The sequence below is a fragment of the Pseudomonas sp. P42 genome, from assembly GCF_017973755.1.
GTDB lineage: Bacteria > Pseudomonadota > Gammaproteobacteria > Pseudomonadales > Pseudomonadaceae > Aquipseudomonas > Aquipseudomonas iridis.
On record NZ_JACOPU010000006.1, the window covers coordinates 188884 to 203669 of the forward strand.

A 14786-nucleotide genomic window follows, 5' to 3' on the forward strand; every position below is an offset into this window, starting at 1 on the left:
AACTTCTCAATAAATCGAAATACGCTATCGTTGCTCGACTATTCAAGAAGGAACGCGGGTACATGGCCGACTCTTGTACGACTGAACGAAACAGTGCCTGGTCGGTGTTTCTGATCTTTCTGCGGCTCGGATTGACTTCATTCGGTGGTCCCATTGCTCACTTGGGCTACTTCCACCATGAGTTCGTCAGCCGGCGGCAATGGCTGACCGAGCGCAGCTATGCCGATTTGGTCGCGTTGTGTCAGTTTCTGCCAGGACCGGCGAGCAGTCAGGTCGGCATCGCTTTGGGCCTGTCCCGCGCAGGATATCGCGGTGCGCTCGCTGCTTGGGCCGGGTTCACGTTGCCGTCGGCGATGCTGATGATTTTGTTTGCACTGGGCCTTTCCCGTTATGGCGCTGTTCTTTCGCCCGGCGCGCTGCATGGCCTCAAAATCGTGGCTGTTGCGGTGGTTGCTCAAGCCGTGTGGGGTATGGCTCGAAACCTGTGCACGGACGTACCGCGAATTACCCTCATGGTGATTGCCGCGTGCGTCGCGTTGCTTGCGCCGTCTGCCTGGGGGCAGGTCAGCGTGATTGTCGTGGCTGGATGGCTGGGGCTGATGCTGTTCAAACCCGCGCAACGTGTCGAGCATGACGTGCTGTCTTTTCCGATCAGCCGCAGAGCTGGAGTGATGTGGCTGGCCTTGTTTCTTCTGTTGTTGGTGGGGCTACCGTTGTTGGCCGAACGGGTAAACGATCAAAGCCTGGCAATGGTCGATGCTTTCTACCGTTCCGGTTCCCTGGTATTCGGCGGCGGCCACGTGGTTCTGCCTCTTCTGCAAGCAGAAGTAGTGCCCTCCGGTTGGGTCAACAACGAAACGTTCCTGGCCGGATACGGTGCTGCGCAGGCTGTGCCGGGTCCGTTGTTTACGTTCGCGGCGTTTCTCGGCGCCTCCATGAGCTTCCCACCTTCAGGTTGGGCGGGCGCCATGATCTGCTTGCTGGCGATCTTTGCCCCAGCGTTTTTGTTGGTCGTCGGCGCCTTGCCTTTCTGGGAACATTTACGTCGCAGCGTGCGTGCACAAGCCGCTTTGGCCGGGGTGAACGCGGCCGTCGTTGGCCTATTGCTGGCCGCGCTTTATCAACCTGTGTGGACCAGCGCGATTCTCAAGCCGCAAGACTTCGCCCTCGCACTGGTTGCCCTGATGGCGCTGATGGTGTGGAAGTTGCCGGCGTGGCTGGTTGTAATCGGCACGGGGGTGGCGGGGTGGGTGTTGAGTGTCTTGGTATGAATCAGGTCACCTGCCAAGTAAACGGTGCATCCCTCAAAGCCGATCTCAACGCATAAAAAATTTGAACCGCTCTTGGGCTCGCTCACCTAATGATTAGCTTGTGAATAATCACACAGGCAATGTGCCAATATCGGCACCCTCCGAGAGGTGATCAACGTGGCTAAAGACGAGAAGAAAAGCAAAGGTGACGCTTCGAAAGCCAGCAAGGACTTGAAAGACAAAAAGTCATCACCGGCAAAAAAATCAGCGGCGGCTTCGACGCTTTCCAAATCCTCCGACAAGAAGGACAAAAAGAAAGACGCCGAACCCAAGAAGTCTGCAAAGAAGGCTGATAGCAAGCCAGAAAAGGCCAAGAAATCAGAGAAGTCTGATAAGCCTGCAAAGAAGAAAAAGTGACACCTGCCATCTGCTAGGGCTTTACGCCCTAGCTTTCTTAGCCATTGGCTTCACTTCAGGCCAGCTCCTCAACCCTGTGCACATCACCCAAGGAATCACGCTGCATCGACTGCAGGTTTTTCTCAATGGTTTCGCACAGCGCTTCCATCTGAATCTGGTGTTCACTGAGACGAAACGGGCTCTGTAGATCGGTGCCGATACGTTCGATGGCCAGCAGCATGAAGCCCACCACGGTCGAGGCGAGCGGGGTGTACCAGCCCAGGGATTCCACCAGCCCCACTGGCACGATCAGGCAGAACAGCGAAATAAACAGCCGTGGGAAATACACATAAGGGTACGGCAGCGGCGTATTGGCGATCCGCTCCATTCCGCCCTGGCTGTTGGACAGATCGACCATGGTCGATTCCAGCCGCGCAAGGCGAATGCTGTCCAGTCGCCCGGCCTTGTATTCTTTCGCCAGCAGGGCGGCGGAACCGGTGAGGATGTCGTTGGCGAAGTTATTGGTGGTGCCGCTGCGGGCGAACTCGTCGGCAGGGATAAACGCGCGAATTTCTTCGGGGCAAGGCTCGCCCTGAAGATGCGCCGCGAGGCAATTCACATAGGCCACATGACGGCGCAGCAGGGTTGATTTGACCGGATTCACCTCGCTGCCGGTGTCGTCCAGCAGCGTCAGCACTTGCCGGGCGTAGCTGCGGGAACTGTTGATCATCATGCCCCACAGCGTTCGCGCCTCCCACCAACGGTTATAGGCACTGCTGTTGCGAAAACTGATCAACACCACCAATGCCGAACCGAGCAATGTCAGGGGCATCAGCGGCAGGTTGATCTTGGCATTGAGAAACAACATGAAGTCTACGGTGACGGCGATATCCCAGAGCAATAGCCAAAACAGGGCCCAGCCCACATAGCCCATGGTTTTGATGATCAGACGGTATTTTTTGATGATGGCAGCTTTCAAACGGAAACCTCGAGGCGAGCGGTAAGCATTTACGCCCTAGCTCGGACGGTGTTTTCGGGGTAAAGGTTCGCCGATTGAAATACCTGTCGTCCATTCGTCCAGAACGCGGCACTCCTCAGACCGGATCGTTTCTGAACTTCAAGCACGGACTTCCCGCGCCCCGGTTGGAGAGCCAGCATGGAAATTGATGAAAACGCGCCAGGCAACAAGTCTCAGCAGGAAGTGACTCGCACCACGGACAACGAGACAGGACACGATCCGCGGCGCGAGGACCCCGAGGTCCCGTTGCCAGCAGACGACGAAGCGCCGCTTGAGGAAGACATGAGCGATGTGGATGCGAATAATTCGGTATCGAGCGAGCATCCCTGATCAACATGATCGAGCCATAAAAAACCGGCATTCCGCCGGTTTTTTTGGGTCTGCAATCGGCCAATCAGAGCGCAGCTTTCACCTGCAAGCCAAACACCAGCGCATTGTCGATGTCTTGGCCGGAAAAAGCGCCCGGCTCGATGATGTACTGCATATTCGGCCGCAAGGTCAGCCAGGGCGTGGCCTGATAACCGTAACCGAGTTCGATCAACTGCTCGGCGCTGTCCAGATTCGGGAACGCTGTGCCGTTGTTCAGTGCGGCGTCTTGTTGCACATCGCGACTGCGCGGGTTGGGCACAGCGCGGCCGTACCCGAGGGCGACAGTGTCACGCGGCCGGCCTTCGAACGGTTTATACAGAACCACGCCCGTGCCATACCACTTGCTGAACGGCGAGGCGGCGGTGCTGGCTGCCGAATATTGGCCGAAGGCGTGCAGGCTGCGACCTTCGGACGCTTGCGAGCGCCACACCGCCTGATCGACCAGCAAGTAATGACCGTCGCGACCGGACTCTTCCTTGTCGCTGTCGATGCGTTTTACATCGGAGCTGTCGTAGTAGTAACCCACCTTGTATTCACCCGGCAAGTCACCTGCGCGCTTGTACACCAACTCGATCGGCACTACGGTGCCCGTCGTGTGTTTCGGGCCAAGATGCCAGGCACGGCTGGCGTTACCGTTGCTTTCGGGGTCGACATTGAATGCGGCCACACGCAGTTGCCAAGATGGCGACAGGTCGTATTTCACCCGTACACCCAACCGGGCGTTGGGGTAGTTGGTCCAGCCGCTGCCGCCGGACATGTTCAGCGGGTGGCCGCAGAAACCGGCGTTCATGAAGTTGCAGAGAATGCCACTGTCCAGCCCGCCGAGGTCGTTGCCCATGGCCATGTAGCCGAGTTTGACGTTCAGCGCCGGGGTAAACAGCGAGCGTTCGTAGCTCAACTCGGTCAGGCGGGTGTAGAGACCACCGTAGTTTTCCTGGATTGGCAGGCGGTTGCCGACCAGATCTTCAGAGGCGCTGTTGCCGCGACGGTCGTTCATGGTCAGTTGGACCTTGCCGGCGTTGTCCACGCCGTACAGTTTGCTCAGGTCAAACTGCACGCCCAGCTTGATGTTCTGCGAGTAGCGCGCCGAACGATGCAGCCCACCGTCGGCGTTGTAGGCCGTCTCGCCGCTGTAATCGCCGGTGAACTTGATGCCGTCTTCGTCCATCTGGTGGCGCAGGCCGCCCCAATCGCCAGTCAGGGTGTTGCGGGTCAAGAGGTTCGAACCGGTATCGGCGAAGGCGGGCAGGGCGGTGCTGCAGGTCAGCCCCAACAGCACGCCGTTGAGCCAGCCCATATGAGAAAAACGAAACATGGAAATTTTCCTGATGAAATCTACAGCGATAGGCATAAAGCGGCGCGGCACCCGAAGGTGCCGCGCACAAGTGCAATGAAGTGGCTCGCAGATGTTTACGGCAGCGCGTAAGCCATCACGTAGTCGCCACGATCGGTCGACTGACGAGCACCACCGGCGGTGACAACGATGAACTGCTTGCCGGTCTTCGGCGAAACGTAAGTCATCGGACCGCCCTGGCTGCCCACAGGCAGACGCGCCTTCCAGATTTCTTCACCGTTGCCACTGTTGAAGGCGCGCAGGTAGAAGTCCTGAGTGCCGGCGATAAAGATCAGGCCACCTTGAGTCGACAGCGTGCCGCCGAGGGTTGGCAGACCGACCTTGATCGGCAGGTGCATGCGGATACCCAACGGGCCCGTGTCTTCAACAGTGCCGACCGGCACTTGCCAGGCGACTTTCTGGGTTTTCATATCGATGGCGGTCAGCGTACCGAACGGCGGCGCCTGGCAAGGAATACCGGCGACCGACAGGAAGCGGTTTTTGTTCACCGCGTAAGGCGTGCCCTTGAGCGGCACGGCGCCCATGCCGGTGTTCAGTGATTCTCCACCGGAAGCGGCCTGAGCCTTGTTCTGCGACGGGATCATCTGAATCCACAGACCCAGGCGCATGTCGTTGACGAAGATGAAGCCATGCACCGGATCGGTGGAGATGCTGCCCCAGTTCATGCCGCCCAGCGAACCCGGGAAGCTCAGTGACTTGTCGGTGCCCGGCGCGGTGTACAAACCGTCATAGCGCATCGACTTGAAATCGATACGGCACAACAGTTGGTCGTACGGCGTCGCGCCCCACATGTCCGATTCGGTCAGGTGCTGCGCACCGATCTGCGGCATGCCTACCGATTTTGGCTGGGTTGGCGAGTACGGCTCGTTAGGGATGTTGGCCGCTTTGACCGGTACTTCTTCAACGTTGGTCAGCGGTTTGCCGGTGGCGCGATCCAACACATAAATCTGACCAGCCTTGGTACCGATGACCAGCGCCGGAACGGTTTTGCCGTCCTTGGTGAAATCGATCAGGCTCGGCTGCATCGGCAGGTCGAAGTCCCAGAGATCGTTGTGAACGGTCTGGAACACCCACTTTTCTTCACCACTGTTGGCGTCCAGCGCGAGGATCGATGCACCGTAGGTGTGATCCAGTTTGCTGCGCTCGACACCGTAGATGTCGGTGGAAGAACTGCCCATCGGCAGGAACACGGTGTTGGTCGCCGCGTCGTAAGACATCGGCGCCCAGCTGTTCGGCGTGCTGCGCACATAGGTGCTGCCTTCGGCTGGTGCGTTGCGATCCTGCGGGTTGCCCGGATCGAATGCCCAGCGCATGGCGCCCGTCATCACATCGAAACCACGGATCACGCCGCCCGGCATGTCGGTTTGCACGTTGTCGGCCACTCGACCGCCGACGACGACGGTGGTCCCGGCCATCAGCGGTGCGGAGGACAACTGATAGTAGCTGTCCGGGACATTGCCCAGACCGGCCTTGAGATCAACCTGGCCGTTGTTGCCAAAACCCCGGCAGAACTCGCCGGTGTCGGCATCCACAGCAATGAGGCGTGCGTCGATGGTGTTGGTCAGCAAACGGCGCTGGCAGTGGGCAGGGAGGGCGGCGGCAGTGTCCTGAGCGACCGGCGAGTTTTCTGGCTTGGCGACTGCCGCCGTGGCGTCGAAGTAAGCCATGCCACGGCAACGCTGCCAGACTTTCGACTGGGCGTTGATCGAGTTTTTCCAGATTTCCTTGCCAGTGTCGGCATCCAGCGCGATCAGATTGTTGTGCGGGGTGCAGATGAACACTTTGTTGCCGACCTGCAGCGGGGTGAGCTGGTCTTCGGCACCGTTGCCATCGCTCTCGGCGACGTCACCGGTGTGGTAAGTCCATGCGACCTGCAATTTGTCGACGTTGGTACGGTTGATCTGGTCCAGCGCGGCGAAGCGGCTGCCGCCTTCGGTATTGCCGTAGTGAGCCCAGTCTTTCTGAGCTTTTTCTGGCTCCACGGGGGTGAGCCCCGGACCAGTGCCGGTCGCTGCGACGGTAGGGTGGGCGACGAACATGTTGCCGGCGGCAACGGCCAGTGCCACCGCCAATACGGCGGCAACGCCATAAGCGCCACGACCAGGCACGCCACCGTTGGCACGCGTCAGCAGGGGGTAGACCAACGTAACGGCCAGGCCGACCGCGCCGAACATGAACAGACGCGAGAACAACGGCCAGAACACCAGGCCCACGTCGCTGACCGCCCAGATAGCGGTTGCGAGCAGGAACGCTGCGAACAACCAGGCACCGGCCGGCTTGTAGCGCGCGATAAGAACACCGGCGATGGCCATCGCCACACCGCCGACCAGGAAGTACCACGAACCACCGAGGCCGACCAACTTCACGCCCCCGGCCGCCAGCGCCAGACCGAGCAGGGCGATGATCACACCCAGCCCGATCAGAATGAATTTTGATACGCCAGAGACGCGTTGACTTTGCTTCACGTTGAGAGCCCCGTTGAAATGAGGCGCCCATTATATAGTTAGGTAACTACCTAGTTAAAACACAATTTCACGCTTCAAGCGTAGTTCGCCCTCGAATCAAGCGCTCCATCGGAAGGTTCGGACCTCGTTAAGCGTTTGTTCCGTTTGGCCAAATGCTGTCGACAGGCGCAGAATCGGCGGTGAGCGCCGCCCGTCGCAGGCGCGCCATGGAAATTGCAATTATTCCTTTCGACCGCGTTTCAGATCATTGTGGAATGCCTGCACCGGTGCCGATCCTGGCGCAGGCGTGAGGTGTTCCAACTTGGAAAAATCAGGAGGATCAATGTCACAACCTGTTGCGTCTGCAAGGCCGACCGAACCGTCAAACCGACGCTGGGTGGGCATGATGTTTTGGCTGGTACTGGCAGGGGTGGCGGTGCTGTTGCTGGTCAGCGGCTACGGTGCTTTGGTGAATGCCAACCGCGATAACTTGCAACTCGCCATACTGGGCGGACTTTCCGGATTTGGTGCAACCGCACTGGGCGCCGTAGCGGCCATTGCGCTGCGCGACATCGCCGCTCGCACGCAGGACATCATGCTCGGCTTTGCCGCCGGCATGATGCTCGCCGCCAGTTCGTTTTCATTGATTCTTCCCGGTATCGAAGCCGCTCGGGAGCTTAGCGGCAGCCCGTTGCTGGCTGCCGGCATCGTCGTGCTGGGATTGGGCCTGGGGGTGGCGTTGATGATCGGACTCGACCGATTCGTCCCTCACGAACATACCGAGAGTGGACGGCGCGGGCCTCAAGTCGAGCGCATCAATCGGGTCTGGTTGTTCGTCTTGGCGATTACCTTGCACAACTTGCCGGAAGGCATGGCCATCGGCGTCAGTTTCGCCAATGGCGACATGCAGGTCGGCCTGCCCCTGACAACAGCCATTGCCATTCAGGACATTCCCGAAGGCTTGGCGGTGGCTCTGGCCTTGCGGGTGACCGGTATTTCAGCGCTGCGCGCGGCGATGATTGCCATCGCATCGGGGTTGATGGAGCCGATCGGCGCGGTCGTCGGTCTGGGCATTTCCAGCAGCTTTGCCCTCGGTTATCCGATTGCGCTGGGGCTTGCCGCTGGCGCGATGATTTTCGTGGTGTCCCACGAAGTGATTCCCGAAACGCACCGCAATGGCCACGAAACACCGGCGACGCTGGGGCTGATGCTCGGGTTCGGCGTGATGATGTTTCTCGACACGGCGCTGGGCTAATCGCTCATCGTCTTGTCAAAACCATGGTCAACAAAGGAGGGCATGTGTCCACATTCAACATCGAGGCCGTGGCCCGGTCAGAAATGGCCGAGGTCATCGACTTTGTCATGCAGGCTCGCGCTGAGCTTTTTCCGAAGCTGAGCGCCACAGGAATCCCGCCAGATCTGGCGAATTTTGAAGAGACTTACATAAGTGGCGCCGGACGTTTTCTGCTCGCCCGTCATGACGGCCGCATCGTCGCCACGATCGGCTATCTACCCTATGACGATCGCTTCGAGCACCTCGACTATCAGCAACTCGAAGTCGTGGAAGTGGTGCGGCTGTTTGTCGTTCCCGAGTTCAGACGCTCAGGATTGGCCAGTGGGCTTTACCAAGAACTGAAGTCGTCAGCCGAACGTGCCGGGGTTCATGTGATCTACCTGCACACGCACCCATTTTTGCCGGGCGCGATCAATTTCTGGCTCAAGCGTGGCTTTGAGGTGATCGCCGTGGATGCCGACCCGGTTTGGCAGACGACTCATATGGATTGCCGGATTCAAAACTGACCATTCAGGAAGAGCGCAATCGCAGGATCTGCGCGCCGTCGAACGGGTCAGTCAGGTAGTGCGCGTGGACACCAAACGTTTCCAGCAGGCGTTGCGCAGTCAGCACTTCAAGGGGTTTGCCGAGGGCGACGAGTCGGCCCTTTTCCAGTACGGCCAAACGATCACAAGTCAGTGCCTGATTGAGATCGTGCAGGGCAATCACCGTGGTCACCGGCAACGCTTGAACCACATGCAAAATAGACAGTTGATGCTGGATATCCAAGTGGTTGGTGGGTTCGTCCAGCAACAGAATTTGCGGGCGCTGGGCGAGGGCGCGAGCGATGTGCACACGCTGGCGCTCGCCACCGGAAAGGCTGCGCCAGGAGCGATTGCGCAGATGCGCCGCGTCAACATCGCGCAAGGCCTGATCGACGATGCCGTCGTCCTCGGCAGACCACGGACTGAGCGCCGACAACCAGGGCGTTCGACCCAGCGCTACTGCGTCAAACACGCTGATCGCGTCGAGGGTGTCCGCCTGTTGCTCAACCACTGCCAGCGTTTGCGCGATGGTTCGACGCGATAGCGTCTTCAAGCGCTGGCCGTGGAGATGGATGTCGCCACGACTGGGCGCGCGTACGCCGCAGAGTAATTTCAGCAAAGTGGATTTGCCGGAACCGTTGGGGCCGACAAGGCCAAGGGTTTCGCCGCGGCGGATGTCCAGATCGATCTCGTGCAGCAACCGTGCATCGCGGATATCAAAGCCGAGGCCGCAGCACTGCAGCACCGATTCGCCGGCAGCCGGGGATAGCGCATTCATCGGGCATTCCTCCGGCCGATCAGGATCAGCGCGAACACCGGCGCACCGACCAGCGCGGTAATCACGCCGACCGGGATCACCTGGCCTTTAATGAGCGTGCGCGACAGAACATCAGCAGCAATCAGAAACACCGCGCCACCCAGTGCACTTGCTGGCAGCAGACGCGTGTGTCGAGTGCCGAGCAACAGCCTTACAGCGTGGGGAATGACCAGACCCACGAAACCGATCGAGCCGACAATCGATACCATCACAGCCGTCACCAATGCGGCACAACTGATCAACAGCAATTGCACGCGACGCACCGGAATCCCCAGCGAAGCAGCTGAATCTACACCGAAGGTAAACGCGTCCAGCGCACGCCGATGCCACAGGCACACAACGAGCCCGATGACCGCCACCGGCACCGCCAGCCACACCGATGGCCAGCGCACGCCGCTGAGATTGCCGAGCATCCAGAACATGATGCCGCGAGCCTGTTCGGAACTGGCCGACTTGGTGATCAGAAATGCCGTGAGCGCATTGAACAGCTGCGAGCCGGCGATCCCCGCCAAAATGATCTGGCCGGTATTACCCGGTGAGCCAGCGGCGCGGCCGAGCAAAACCACCACGGCGAACGCCACAACAGCGCCGCCGAACGCGCCAACTGACATGGAAATCGCCCCCGCGCCGAACCCGAGCAACGCGACCATCACCGCGCCCGTAGAAGCACCAGCGGAAATGCCCAGCAGATACGGATCGGCCAACGGGTTGCGCAGCAGCGATTGCAGAATCACCCCGCAAGTCGCCAGGCCAGCGCCACAAGCGGCAGCCACCAGCGCGCGAGTCAGGCGATAGTTCCAGACGATGCCTTCGTCGATCGGATCAAGAACATACCCGGCCGCCCACAGTTTGTTGGCCAGCACCTGAAACACCACGATGGGATCAATGGTTGTCTCACCAATGGCCACACCCGCAATCACCGCTAAAAGCAGGATCGTCAGTGCAAGCAAAGTGCGTATCAACGTCGCGGTCATTTGGACAGGTCGTATCCGTTGATGGCGCTCGCCAGCGCGGCGATACCGTCGAATGTGCGTATGCTGGCCTGCATGGCCATGGCGTCGAGAATAATGATGCGGTTGTTTTTCACCGCGTCCATGTTGCGGGTCACGGGATCGTTGCGCAGGAATTCCAGCTTCTTCAGGTAGTCATCAGCCGGGAAGCGCCGGCGATCCATGCGTGCGATGACCAGGAACGTCGGGTTGGCTTTGGCGATGGTTTCCCAGCCGACGGTTGGCCATTCCTCATCGGACTCCACGACGTTGCGCACGCCCAGCGTGTTGAGCATGAAGTCTGGAACGCCCTTGTGCCCGGCGACGTACGGGTCGATATCCAGACTGGCACTGGAAAACCAGACCAACGCGCTGATGTCTTTCGGGTTCTTGTCATTCGCCATGGCAATGGACTTGGCGAGGCTCGCCTTGAGGTCTGTGTTCAGCTGCTGCGCACGCGCCTGGACATCAAAAATCTCACCGAACTGGGTGATGCTTTTATAGATGCTGTCGATGCGAAACGGCGCCAGACGCGTGCCGTCGGAACCGACCAGATTGTCCTTGGCCTCGCAGTCAGACGGCATCAGATACGTTGGAATCTTCAGTTCGTGAAACTGTTCGCGGGTGCCGACCGCGCCTTGTGGCCCGACCATCCATTCCAACTCGACAGCCACCAGTTGCGGACGCTTGGCGATCACCGATTCGAAACTCGGTTCGTTATCGGCCAAGCGCTCGATGTTGTCGTTTTTCGCCTTGTACTGCGCCAGCACATCATTGAACCACAGCGATGTGCCGACCATTTTGTCAGCCAGCCCGAGCGCAAAAAGCATTTCCGTACCGGCCTGGCCGATCGTCACCGCACGGGCAGGGGCCTGCGCGAAGGTCAGCGTGCTGCCGCAGTTTTCAATCGTCAGGGGGTAATGCGTCGGTGCAGCATGGGCGAGGGCGCCAACACCCAGGCCAACGACGAGGGCGACAAAACGAGGCAACAGCATGATGCAATCTCCATTTGAACCGTACACGGAGCCAGGGTGCAGGTTCTGGAAACACATCGCTCACACTGCCTTAAAAGCAGTGCCAGGCCGATCACCGAAGTGACGCGCGCACAAGGATGTCCTTCCCGGACACCCCGCCGGTTAGTGATTGTTGCTTGGCCGGCAGGTCTCCTGACTGATGCGTCGTCGCCTGCGTCAGCCTTCCCGGGAGCAATCCCAGTGGCAGTTCGGACTAAGGCTCAGCATCTACAGTTGCGGGGGCAGTTCCGTTTGATGCGTTGGGCGCATCACGGATTCCCTATTAATCCCAATTGGAAACCGGCGGGCGGCATGGTATCCGATCGTGGCGGTTGAGGCGAACGGGCGTGCTCGTTCAAGGGGGCGGGCGGCGTCAGCAGGAGGGCTGGTGAGGACAACAGACCATTAAAGTACTTTTATGCGCAGCACCTTTTTCTCCCACTATTCAGTTACTGCAACGATTTAGCGCAACTTGTATCCTTGCGTCACACGAGGACGAATGGCCCCAGCTATTGCCCTGACCCAATAGTCGCGGGAACGGAAAACCGGACTTTTCTGAAGGTAATGACGTGAAGCGTGATTCGCACCTGGTTGTGCTTTTGCTGTTCGTGATCGGTTGCTCTCTGCGTCATTGACGGTCTGGAAAGTATTGGCCTCTCGAGATCGAGCACTCGAGGAAGTGAATGTCCACGGCTTGAACCTGACCCAGGCGCTTTCTACCTACTCCGAGGGGATTGTCCGCCAAAGCTCGCTGCTTTTACTCGGGCTTGTCGAGCGCCTGGAAATCGAAGGTAGCGGCCCCGCGCAGATTCAGCGGCTGAGTGCATTGATCACCCGCCAGGAACCGTTGATGCCACAGCTCAGTGGTATCGCGATTTACGACAATCAGGGACGCTGGCTGATGTCCTCCAACCGACCGATTCCGGCCGGGGCGAGCAGCCGTGATCGGGCCTATTTCATTCATCATCGCGACGATCCCAGCCGTGAGACCTTTATCGGTCCGCCTATCCAGAGCCGCTCCAATCAGGAATGGGTAATCACCCTCAGCCGCCGCTTCAATGATGCGCGCGGAGAGTTTGCCGGGGTGGTGGCGGTCACGTTGGGCGTCGAAAACTTTCTTCGGTTGTTCGGAAAGATCGACGTGGGGCAGGAGGGCGCCATCGGGTTGTCCTACACCGATGGTACGTTGCTGGTTCGTTATCCATTCCGCGAGCAGGACATGGGCCGCAACTTTTCCCAATCGCCCATCTATGCCAAGTATCTGGTGGATCGATCAGTGGGCACCGCGTCGTTTACATCCAGCCTGGATGGTGTGGAGCGGCTCTACGCTTTCCGCAAGAGTGACCGGCTGCCGCTGATAACGACGGTGGCACTCGGCAAGCGCGAAGCTCTCGCCGCGTGGCGCACGGAGGCGTTGCTGTCGGCGGTGGTGGTAACCGGGCTGCTGGGGCTCACGGGCCTCATCGGCTGGTTCCTGATTGTGGATATCCGTCGGCGTACCCGAGCAGAAGATCAGTTGCGAGGAACCCAGCAGCAGTTGCTCTCAACCAATCGGCAACTGGAGTTGCTGGCGATGAAAGATGCCCTGACCGGCCTGGCCAATCGACGCTGCTTTGATCAAAGCCTCGCCATGGAAGCCCGGCGCGCACGACGTGACGGTACGACGTTGGCGTTGCTAATGATCGATATCGACCACTTCAAGCTGTTCAACGATTCACTCGGGCATGTTGCCGGAGACGCCTGTCTGCAAACCGTTGGCAGAATCCTGGACGAATGTGTGCGGCGCCCGTCGGACCGGGTGGCCCGATATGGCGGTGAAGAGATGGCCGTGATCATGCCTGACACCGACAGCGACGGCGCCGCAATAGTGGCGCAACTGATCATCGACCGCTTGCAGCAAGCAAACATCCCCCACACCGCCAGCCCGCTCGGACGCGTCAGTGTCAGTATCGGGATTGCGACCGCCACGGGGTCGGAACTGGATCATCTGCAAGGTTTGATCGAGGTGGCCGATCAGGCGTTGTACACCGCTAAGGCACGGGGTCGACATCAGTATGTGAGGGGTGGGTCGTAAGTGTCACTTGCTGCAGATGCCAGGAATCATTGTGCTTGCGATGAAGCTTTGGAACCGTGACGACGAAGGTGGTACCGCTTTGCGAATCCGAAGTGACCTCGATGACGCCGCCGTGCGATGTAACGATCTCTGAAGCAATAAACAACCCTAGCCCCAAGCCTTCACTGGGGTCATGGTCGATGATCGAGTGCTGAGAAAAACGGCCCATCGGGTTGAAGATGAACGGCATCACATCATCTGGAATGGGCTCACCGCTGTTATGCACGGTGAAAATCACATGCTCCTCATCGGTATCCAGAGAAACGGTTACTGGCCGTTGGTTATCGCCATGCTGCACGGCATTGCCGATCAGGTTGGAAAGAACCTGCTCCATCCGTGCGCCATCGAATTCACCATGACAGGATCTTTTGGGCTCGAAGAGGATAGCGGCACTCGGGTAGAACGCCCGCAGCTCATCAACGATGCGCTCGCACAAGGGCAACAAATCCAGGCGCTCTGTTTTAACAGGTATGCCGGGGCCCATCTGGCAACGAGTCAAATCCAGCAGGTCACCGACAATCTGACTGGCGCGCTTGACGCTGGTGTAAATTTGCGTGGAAATCTTCGTGGCCTTGGTGCCGATGTCTTGTGAGCGCCGCAACATGTCGGCGCCGAGCAAGATCGCGCCCAGCGGGGTTCTCAGGTCATGGCCAAGGATGCCCAGAAAGAGATTCCGTGACGCTTCAACGGCTCGCGAATAGCTTGCAATTGACTCGGCGAGGGCTTGGTCGATTGCTTCATGAAATCTCGTCATGTCATCGATGTCGAGTGGCGTGCCGGCCTTGACCTGTTTAGACCACTGGTTGAGTACGCTGGCTCTGAGCGCGCGATATTCGGAGACCATCTGATCGATCGTGAAGCCTGCCATGAGCCGCGTGACCGCGTGGGTTTCAGCGGGTGTTTCCAGATCATTGGACGGGGCATTGCCATGCGCCTTCGCCAGTTGTTCTTTTGCAGTCTGTTTAGTTCGTAGATCGAGCACTATGGCGTCGAGCATCTGTTCGGCATGATCACGCAGGGCTTCTGTGTCCAGCGGTGCACCGGGCGTCTCAATCGTTCGCGCAAAATCGTCCCAGTCCTGCAGAATCGGCTCGAGGTTGGCGGTGATGAAGTCGGACAGTCGCATGTGCATGGATCCTGGTCAGGAGGGCGAGTTCCAGACAGGAGTGATGGGGAAGCCGCAACGCGAAGTAGAACACGGAATT

General features: G+C 59.1%; 12 protein-coding genes, 1 pseudogene and 1 riboswitch. Of the genes and pseudogenes, 6 read left to right on the forward strand and 7 right to left on the reverse strand.

The window, feature by feature from the left end; genetic code table 11:
* Positions 1-62: 62 nt before the first annotated feature.
* Both chrA and H8B20_RS20315 read left to right on the forward strand, forming a co-directional pair.
* Positions 63-1271: a chromate efflux transporter gene (chrA, locus tag H8B20_RS20310; RefSeq protein ID WP_210624354.1), complete on the forward strand. Its 1209-nt coding sequence runs from the start codon at positions 63-65 to the stop codon at positions 1269-1271.
* A gap of 147 nt (positions 1272-1418) precedes the next feature.
* The gene (locus tag H8B20_RS20315) at positions 1419-1667 is read left to right on the forward strand and encodes a hypothetical protein (protein ID WP_042559094.1); all 249 of its coding nucleotides are present in this window, start codon (positions 1419-1421) and stop codon (positions 1665-1667) included.
* A 55-nt stretch (positions 1668-1722) separates the two neighbouring features.
* Here the strand turns inward: H8B20_RS20315 and H8B20_RS20320 are convergent, their stop codons facing one another.
* On the reverse strand, positions 1723-2625 hold the full coding sequence (locus H8B20_RS20320; RefSeq protein ID WP_042559095.1) for a bestrophin family protein: 903 nt from the start codon (positions 2623-2625) through the stop codon (positions 1723-1725).
* 177 nt (positions 2626-2802) lie between these two features.
* Here H8B20_RS20320 and H8B20_RS20325 point away from each other — a divergent pair, with 177 nt between their 5' ends.
* Complete coding sequence (locus tag H8B20_RS20325) at positions 2803-2994, forward strand: hypothetical protein (protein WP_047301057.1); 192 nt, start codon at positions 2803-2805, stop codon at positions 2992-2994.
* Positions 2995-3058: 64 nt separating this feature from the next.
* Here H8B20_RS20325 and H8B20_RS20330 read toward each other — a convergent pair whose 3' ends face one another.
* Entirely contained in the window at positions 3059-4348 is a 1290-nt protein-coding gene (locus H8B20_RS20330) for a carbohydrate porin (RefSeq protein ID WP_210624355.1), read from the reverse strand.
* Positions 4349-4443: 95 nt separating this feature from the next.
* Positions 4444-6852, reverse strand: coding sequence for a glucose/quinate/shikimate family membrane-bound PQQ-dependent dehydrogenase (locus tag H8B20_RS20335; protein WP_210624356.1), 2409 nt, complete (start codon positions 6850-6852; stop codon positions 4444-4446).
* Between the two features lie 382 nt (positions 6853-7234).
* Here H8B20_RS20335 and H8B20_RS20340 point away from each other — a divergent pair, with 382 nt between their 5' ends.
* Positions 7235-8086, forward strand: a complete 852-nt coding sequence (locus H8B20_RS20340; protein WP_228732745.1) for a ZIP family metal transporter — start codon at positions 7235-7237, stop codon at positions 8084-8086.
* Between the two features lie 83 nt (positions 8087-8169).
* The gene (locus H8B20_RS20345; RefSeq protein WP_228732746.1) at positions 8170-8631 is read left to right on the forward strand and encodes a GNAT family N-acetyltransferase; all 462 of its coding nucleotides are present in this window, start codon (positions 8170-8172) and stop codon (positions 8629-8631) included.
* A 4-nt stretch (positions 8632-8635) separates the two neighbouring features.
* Here H8B20_RS20345 and H8B20_RS20350 read toward each other — a convergent pair whose 3' ends face one another.
* The 3 genes from H8B20_RS20350 to H8B20_RS20360 are packed head-to-tail and all read right to left on the reverse strand — an operon-like array spanning position 8636 to position 11450.
* Positions 8636-9427: an ABC transporter ATP-binding protein gene (locus H8B20_RS20350; RefSeq protein WP_210624359.1), complete on the reverse strand. Its 792-nt coding sequence runs from the start codon at positions 9425-9427 to the stop codon at positions 8636-8638.
* A complete protein-coding gene (locus tag H8B20_RS20355) occupies positions 9424-10440 on the reverse strand; it encodes a FecCD family ABC transporter permease (protein ID WP_042559102.1) in 1017 nt (338 codons plus the stop codon). Before H8B20_RS20355 ends, H8B20_RS20350 begins: the two co-directional genes overlap by 4 nt.
* Positions 10437-11450, reverse strand: a complete 1014-nt coding sequence (locus H8B20_RS20360) for an ABC transporter substrate-binding protein (protein WP_210624360.1) — start codon at positions 11448-11450, stop codon at positions 10437-10439. The genes H8B20_RS20355 and H8B20_RS20360 overlap by 4 nt, the downstream gene beginning before the upstream one ends.
* 144 nt (positions 11451-11594) lie before the next feature.
* Positions 11595-11787: riboswitch (cobalamin riboswitch) on the reverse strand.
* A 250-nt stretch (positions 11788-12037) separates the two neighbouring features.
* Between H8B20_RS20360 and H8B20_RS20365 the strand changes: the two are divergent.
* A pseudogene (locus H8B20_RS20365) lies at positions 12038-13542 on the forward strand (GGDEF domain-containing protein).
* Here H8B20_RS20365 and H8B20_RS20370 read toward each other — a convergent pair.
* The gene (locus tag H8B20_RS20370; protein WP_210624361.1) at positions 13499-14707 is read right to left on the reverse strand and encodes a sensor histidine kinase; all 1209 of its coding nucleotides are present in this window, start codon (positions 14705-14707) and stop codon (positions 13499-13501) included. The pseudogene H8B20_RS20365 and the gene H8B20_RS20370 overlap by 44 nt on opposite strands.
* Between the last annotated feature and the right edge of the window lie 79 nt (positions 14708-14786).

Excerpts from the sequence above, each read along its gene's own strand:
- H8B20_RS20370 (WP_210624361.1), bottom strand. The coding sequence starts at position 14,707 with ATGCGACTGTCCGACTTCATCACCGCCAACCTCGAGCCGATTCTGCAG.
- H8B20_RS20345 (WP_228732746.1), top strand. The coding sequence starts at position 8,170 with ATGGCCGAGGTCATCGACTTTGTCATGCAGGCTCGCGCTGAGCTTTTT.
- H8B20_RS20325 (WP_047301057.1), top strand. The coding sequence starts at position 2,803 with ATGGAAATTGATGAAAACGCGCCAGGCAACAAGTCTCAGCAGGAAGTG.
- H8B20_RS20350 (WP_210624359.1), bottom strand. The coding sequence starts at position 9,427 with ATGAATGCGCTATCCCCGGCTGCCGGCGAATCGGTGCTGCAGTGCTGC.
- H8B20_RS20340 (WP_228732745.1), top strand. The coding sequence starts at position 7,235 with ATGATGTTTTGGCTGGTACTGGCAGGGGTGGCGGTGCTGTTGCTGGTC.
- chrA (WP_210624354.1), top strand. The coding sequence starts at position 63 with ATGGCCGACTCTTGTACGACTGAACGAAACAGTGCCTGGTCGGTGTTT.
- H8B20_RS20360 (WP_210624360.1), bottom strand. The coding sequence starts at position 11,450 with ATGCTGTTGCCTCGTTTTGTCGCCCTCGTCGTTGGCCTGGGTGTTGGC.
- H8B20_RS20330 (WP_210624355.1), bottom strand. The coding sequence starts at position 4,348 with ATGTTTCGTTTTTCTCATATGGGCTGGCTCAACGGCGTGCTGTTGGGG.
- H8B20_RS20355 (WP_042559102.1), bottom strand. The coding sequence starts at position 10,440 with ATGACCGCGACGTTGATACGCACTTTGCTTGCACTGACGATCCTGCTT.